At 65.0% G+C, this 6,710-nt stretch carries 6 protein-coding genes and 1 riboswitch; of the genes, 3 read left to right on the forward strand and 3 right to left on the reverse strand.

What is annotated here, in order from left to right; translation table 11 throughout:
- Both yhjD and trpS read right to left on the reverse strand, forming a co-directional pair.
- A partial coding sequence (gene yhjD / locus VML93_RS26080; RefSeq protein WP_325615161.1) for an inner membrane protein YhjD occupies positions 1-1,025 on the reverse strand: 1,025 nt, incomplete at its 3' end.
- Between the two features lie 7 nt (positions 1,026-1,032).
- Positions 1,033-2,052 carry a tryptophan--tRNA ligase gene (gene trpS / locus VML93_RS26085; protein WP_325615162.1) on the reverse strand — a complete coding sequence of 340 codons (1,020 nt, stop codon included), beginning with the start codon at positions 2,050-2,052 and terminating at the stop codon, positions 1,033-1,035.
- A gap of 149 nt (positions 2,053-2,201) precedes the next feature.
- On the opposite strand from trpS, the gene VML93_RS26090 reads away from it, so the two are divergent.
- The gene (locus tag VML93_RS26090; RefSeq protein WP_325615163.1) at positions 2,202-3,062 is read left to right on the forward strand and encodes an alpha/beta hydrolase; all 861 of its coding nucleotides are present in this window, start codon (positions 2,202-2,204) and stop codon (positions 3,060-3,062) included.
- 15 nt (positions 3,063-3,077) lie between these two features.
- On the opposite strand, the gene VML93_RS26095 is transcribed toward VML93_RS26090, so the two are convergent.
- The gene (locus tag VML93_RS26095; RefSeq protein WP_325615164.1) at positions 3,078-4,310 is read right to left on the reverse strand and encodes an NADP-dependent isocitrate dehydrogenase; all 1,233 of its coding nucleotides are present in this window, start codon (positions 4,308-4,310) and stop codon (positions 3,078-3,080) included.
- 145 nt (positions 4,311-4,455) lie between these two features.
- Positions 4,456-4,575, forward strand: a riboswitch (SAM riboswitch).
- Between the two features lie 127 nt (positions 4,576-4,702).
- Here VML93_RS26095 and VML93_RS26100 point away from each other — a divergent pair.
- Complete coding sequence (locus tag VML93_RS26100) at positions 4,703-6,049, forward strand: bifunctional o-acetylhomoserine/o-acetylserine sulfhydrylase (RefSeq protein WP_325615165.1); 1,347 nt, start codon at positions 4,703-4,705, stop codon at positions 6,047-6,049.
- Between the two features lie 10 nt (positions 6,050-6,059).
- A partial coding sequence (locus VML93_RS26105; protein WP_325615166.1) for an alpha/beta fold hydrolase occupies positions 6,060-6,710 on the forward strand: 651 nt, incomplete at its 3' end.

A 6,710-nucleotide genomic window follows, 5' to 3' on the forward strand; every position in this document is an offset into this window, starting at 1 on the left:
TGCATCAGCCGCGAAAGCGTCAGCGCGCCAATGGCTCCCGCGACCATCGCGGCCGCTGTCTGGCGGGTACTGAGACCCTCGTCGATCTGCACCCGTGGGGCGATGATCGCCGGTGGGGGCGGGTCGACGGGTTTGGCGCGCGGATCAACCGATGACGTCGCCCCCCATGCCGTGGAAAACAGGACGAGATACCCGGTGATATAGGCGAACACCATCAGACCCAGCACCGGTCCGAATGCGCGGCCCGCCGGGCTGCCCGTGACCTTCGAGAGGTAGATCGATCCCCCTTGCTTGAACAATTCGAACCCGACCGCCGCCATCCACCCGGCCCGCATCGAGCCGACGAGGCTGACCTTCTCGCGAGGCAACCGGGCGATCATCCAGGTGAACAGCAGCCAGGACACCACCATCGACACCACGAACGAGACAAACCGGAATATGGCGTCGAAAACCGGAAAGTCAGGTATTCCACACCATCTCAGCATCGCGGCCATCGGCTCGGCGTGGCTCAGCGCGGAAAGCGCGATGGTCGCCAGCATCACCAGGAAAGTTGCCGACATCACAAAGAAGTCGGAAATCTTGTTGCGCACGAATCCGGGTGACTCGATGCGATGCTCCCACCACATTTCGGTCAACGCCAGCCGCAAATGCGAGATCCAGCCCATGCCCGCCCAGGCCGCGGTGGCCAGGCCGATCACGCCGACCGAGGTGCGCGAATCGATGGCCCGATTCATCACATCGATGATCTGCTGACTTACGTGGCCGGACGCCGAGGAGATGATGTGTTCATAGATCATGTTCCGCCACTTGGGCTGCCGGATCAGCAAGAATCCGATCGCCGAGAAGGTGACCATCAACAACGGGACGAGCGCGAAGATCGTGTAGTAGGTGAGGCCGGCGGCGAAAAAGCTGCCGTTGCGTTCGTCGAAGCGCTCGTAGGCGCGCACCAGATGGTCCAACCACCCGTACCGGGCCCGCAGCCGATCAAAGAATCCCGGCTCGGCCTGCTCGGCCCGCTCGTTCATGGTCAACCTATTCCCGTTGCGGAAGGAAACCTAACCGATCGTAAACCCGCTGAACGGTTTTGCTGGCCACCTCGTGGGCGCGCTGCGCTCCGGCCACGAGCACCGCCTCCAATTCGGCTGGATCGGCGGTCAATTCGTCGACGCGCGACTTGATGGGGCGCACGAATTCCACGACGACCTCAGCGGTGTCCTTCTTCAAATCGCCGTAGCCGCGGCCCGCGTAGCCGTCGACGAGGGTGTCGATATCGGTCCCGGTGAGCGCCGACTGGATGCTCAGCAGGTTCGACACGCCGGGCTTGGCGTCCAGGTCGTACCGGATCTCCCGCTCGCTGTCGGTCACCGCCGAGCGAATCTTCTTGGCGGACAACGCCGGATCGTCAAGCAGGTTGATCAGCCCGGCGTCGGTGCTCGCCGACTTGCTCATCTTCGAGGTCGGATCCTGCAGGTCGTAGATCTTGGCCGTGAGCTTCGAAACGAGCACGTCGGGAACGACGAAAGTGTCTGGGAAACGGCTGTTGAACCGCTGCGCGATGTCGCGCGAGAACTCGAGATGCTGCCGCTGGTCCTCCCCTACCGGGACCAGATCGGTGTCGTAGGCCAGCACGTCGGCGGCCTGCAACACCGGGTAGGTGAACAACCCGACGGTGGCGGAGTCGCTGCCGTGGCGCGTCGACTTGTCCTTGAACTGAGTCATCCGCGACGCCTGGCCGAAGCCGGTGAAGCAGCCCAGCACCCAGGCCAGCTCGCAGTGCGCGGGTACGTGGCTCTGAACGAAAACGGTGCTGCGCCCTGGGTCGATACCCAGCGCCAGGTACTGGGCGGTCGTCATCAGGGTGCTTCGCCGCAATGCCTCGGGATCCTGCGGGATGGTGATGGCGTGCAGGTCGGCCACGCAGAAGAACGCCTCGTAGTCGTCCTGCAGCGGCACCCACTGCATGACGGCGCCCAGGGCGTTGCCGAGGTGAAGCGAATCAGACGTGGGCTGGATGCCGGAAAAGATCCGGCGGGTTACTGTTGCGGTGCTCATGGTGCCTTGATCTTTTCACGCCTCCGGCCGGCCGGGTCCCCAGACCGGGAGGCAGCTTGCGATACCGGCGGTACCGCATTTAATGTCGGCCCTATGCACATTCTCGACTCCTCACTCGTGAGCTCCGCTCACTCGCCGTCGCCTTCGATATGACACATGGTCGTGCGCCGATCCACCTGGGTCCGAAAGACGGGACCGCCGAACCGGTCCTCCTGCTGCACCCATTCCTGCTGTCCCAGGCGGTATGGGAGACCGTGGCCCAGCAACTGGCCGACACCGGCCGGTATGAGGTGTTCGCACCGACAATGGCCGGCCACAACGGTGGCCCGCCCGCCGGCACCTGGTTCCTGTCCTCTGCGGTGCTGGCCGATCACGTCGAGCGCCAGATGGACGAACTGGGCTGGGAGACCGCCCACATCGTCGGCAACTCGCTGGGCGGCTGGGTGGCATTCGAGCTGGAACGACGTGGCCGGGCCCGCAGCGTCACCGGTATCGCCCCGGCCGGTGGTTGGACCCGATGGAGCCCGGTCAAGTTCGAGGTGATCGCCAAGTTCATTCTCGGTGTCCCGATGCTGGTGCTCGCCTGGTTGTTCGGCACGCGCGTGTTGCACCTGCCGTTCAGCCGCCGGTTGGCCACCTATGCGATCAGCGCTTCGCCAGACGGCGTCACCGAGCGCGAACTGAGCGTCATCCTCGATGACGTCGCGCACTGCCCCGCCTACCTGCAGCTATTGGTCAAGGCGACGCTGCTGCACGGCCTGCGGGAACTCACCCAAAACGCCGTCCCGGCGCAGCTGGTGATGTGCGAAAAGGACCGGGTCATCCCGGCGCCCAGGTTCAGCCGCCACTTCACCAACCACCTGCCGCCCGGCCACAGGCTCACCGTGCTCAACGGCGTCGGGCACGTCCCGATGTTCGAGGCTCCGGGACGCATCACCGAGGTGATCACCGACTTCCTCGAAGAGCACATCAAGCCGGCACCCCAGGTGATCAACCCGCCGGCCAGCTAGGAGTGCGCCGCGCCATTAGGAATTCGCCAGCGCCTTCTGCAGGTTGTCGGCGATCGATTCCAGGAAGTCCTCGCTGTTCTGCCACTTCTGCTCCGGCCCGATCAGCAGCGCGAGGTCCTTGGTCATCTTGCCGCCCTCGACCGTGCCGATGACCACGTCTTCCAGCGTCTCGGCGAAGTCGATGACGTCCGGCGTCTTGTCCAGCTTGCCGCGGTGTTGCAGCCCGCGCGTCCAGGCGAAGATCGAGGCGATCGGGTTCGTCGAGGTCGGTTTGCCGGCCTGGTACTGCCGGAAGTGCCGGGTGACGGTGCCGTGGGCGGCTTCAGCCTCGACCGTGCGCCCGTCGGCTGTCATCAGCACCGACGTCATCAACCCCAGTGAGCCGTAGCCCTGAGCGACGGTGTCTGACTGGACGTCGCCGTCGTAGTTCTTGCAGGCCCACACATACCCGCCTTCCCACTTGAGGCAGGCGGCGACCATGTCGTCGATCAGCCGGTGCTCGTAGGTCAGCCCTTCGGCTTCGAACTGCTCCTTGAACTCGTCGTCGAAGATGCGCTGGAACTCGTCTTTGAACATGCCGTCGTAGGCCTTGAGGATGGTGTTCTTGGTCGACAGATACACCGGCCATTTGGCTTGCAAGCCATAGGAGAACGTCGCACGCGCGAAATCGCGGATGGATGCCTTGAAGTTGTACATCCCCATCACGACGCCGCCGTCCTCGGGAATGGACACCATCTCGTGCACGATCGGCTTGCTGCCGTCGGCGGGGGTGAAAGTGATTGAGACACTGCCGGGCCGGTCGACCTTGAAGTTGGTGGCCCGGTACTGGTCGCCAAAGGCGTGCCGGCCGATGACAATCGGCTTGGTCCAGCCCGGAACCAGCCGCGGCACATTCGATATCACGATCGGCTCACGGAAAATCGTGCCGCCCAAGATGTTTCGGATCGTGCCGTTGGGCGACAGCCACATCCTCTTCAGGTTGAATTCCTGAACCCGGGCCTCGTCGGGGGTGATCGTCGCGCACTTGACGCCGACGCCGTGCTTCTTGATCGCATAGGCCGCGTCGATCGTCACCTGATCGTCGGTGCGATCGCGGTGCTCGATGCCCAGGTCGTAGTAGTCCAGTTTGACGTCGAGGTACGGCAGGATGAGCATTTCCTTGATCAGCTTCCAGATGATGCGAGTCATCTCGTCACCGTCGAGTTCGACCACTGTGCCTTTGACTTTGATCTTGGGTTCGTTGGACATCGTCGTCCCAGGCCTTCCAGCCGTTGTCAGCTTGGCGAGCAGTTGCTCCGAACGCCACGTTACTAAAACCCTTCACCGGGCCGTAGGCGCGAGCCGGGCCTGCAGAATTGGCATCGACTCGCTGCCATGCGATAGGCTTCAGGACGGTCATGAGCGCCAGCGTCAAGCCCCGGCTTGCTGGCCGGCAACCCTCCAACCGCGGTGGGGTGCCCCGGGTGATGACCAGGTTGAGTAGCCCAACCCGGCTACGCGGCAAGCGCGGGTCCGCCATAACGGGCCCCCTGAGCTGACAGGGAACGTTTATGTGCATCTCTCTACTCCGATCGTCCCTGCCTGCCGTATGCCCTGTCGCGTGATCACGAGTCACCCATTCCGAGCAGAAAGCACCTCTCATGAGCTCCGATAGCAGCACCGAGACCGATCCGACCGCGCATTGGTCATTCGAAACCAAGCAAATCCACACCGGCCAGCAACCCGACCCGACCACCAACGCCCGGGCGCTGCCGATCTACCAGACCACGTCCTACACTTTCGACAACGTCGCGCACGCCGCGGCGCTGTTCGGCCTCGAGGTGCCGGGCAACATCTACACCCGGATCGGCAACCCCACCACCGACGTCGTCGAGCAGCGCATCGCGGCATTGGAGGGCGGCGTGGCCGCGCTGTTCCTGAGCTCCGGGCAGGCCGCCGAGACATTCTCGATCCTCAACCTGGCCGGCGCGGGCGACCACATCGTGTCCAGCCCACGCCTCTACGGCGGCACTTATAACCTGTTCCACTATTCGCTGGCCAAGCTCGGCATCGAGGTCAGCTTCGTCGACGACCCCGACAATCTGGACTCCTGGCAGGCGGCGGTACAGCCGAACACCAAGGCGTTCTTCGGAGAGACCATCTCCAACCCGCAGATCGACCTGCTGGACACCCCCGGGGTCGCCGAGGTCGCCCACCGCAACGGGATACCGCTGATCGTCGACAACACCATCGCCACGCCGTATCTGATCCAGCCCTTCACCCAGGGCGCCGACATTGTGGTGCACTCGGCCACCAAATACCTGGGCGGCCACGGCTCCGCGATCGCCGGGGTGATCGTCGACGGCGGCACCTTCGATTGGACGCAGGGTCGCTTCCCCGGTTTCACCACACCCGACCCCAGCTACCACGGCGTGGTGTTCGCCGAGCTGGGACCGCCGGCGTTCGCGCTCAAGGCGCGCGTGCAACTGCTGCGCGACCTGGGGTCCGCGGCCTCGCCGTTCAACGCGTTCCTGGTGGCCCAGGGCCTGGAGACGCTGAGTCTGCGCATCGAGCGGCACGTGGCCAACGCGCAGCGCGTCGCCGAGTTCTTGGAGACCCATGACGGCGTGCTGTCGGTCAACTATGCGGGCCTGCCCAGTTCGCCGTGGTACGAACGCGGAAAGCAGCTGGCGCCCAAGGGAACCGGAGCCGTCCTGGCGTTCGAGTTGGCCGGCGGCGCCGAGGCCGGCAAGGCGTTCGTGAACGCCCTGCAACTGCACAGTCACGTCGCCAACATCGGTGACGTGCGGTCGCTGGTGATCCACCCGGCGTCGACCACCCACGCTCAGCTCAGCGCCGCCGAGCAACTGGCAACCGGCGTCACTCCCGGCCTGGTGCGCTTGGCTGTGGGCATCGAAGGTATTGCCGATATCCTGGCCGACCTGGAGCGCGGCTTCGCCGACGCGCGGAAATTCAGTGGCGAGTCGCACTCCGTGGCAGCCGTCTGAGGGTGCCGCGATGACGATCTACGACGTACCTACCCAAACGCTGCCCGCCGAGGGCGAGACCGGTGTGGTCGATATCGGTTCGCTGGCGCTGGAAAGCGGCGTGGTCATCCCCGACGTCTGTGTCGCAGTGCAGCGCTGGGGCGAGTTGTCGCCCGAACGCGATAACGTGGTGGTGGTACTGCACGCGCTCACCGGTGATTCGCACATCACCGGGCCGGCCGGGCCCGGACATCCCACGCCCGGCTGGTGGGACGGGGTGGCCGGCCCGGGGGCGCCGATCGACACCGACCGCTGGTGCGCGATAGCCACCAACGTATTGGGCGGCTGCCGCGGCTCGACCGGGCCCAGCTCGCTTGCTCGCGACGGAAAGCCTTGGGGTTCAAGGTTTCCGCTGATCACGGTGCGCGACCAGGTGGAGGCGGACATCGCCGCGCTGGCCGCGCTGGGTATCACCGAGGTCGCCGCCGTGGTAGGCGGATCGATGGGCGGCGCGCGGGCCTTGGAATGGGTCGTCGGGCATCCCGACCGGGTCCGGTCCGGTTTGCTGCTGGCGGTCGGCGCACGCGCCACCGCCGACCAGATCGGCACCCAGACCACCCAGATCGCGGCCATCAAGGCCGACCCGAACTGGCAAGGCGGCGATTACTACGAGACCGGGCAC

It is taken from the genome of Mycobacterium sp. (assembly GCF_035499775.1).
GTDB lineage: Bacteria > Actinomycetota > Actinomycetes > Mycobacteriales > Mycobacteriaceae > Mycobacterium.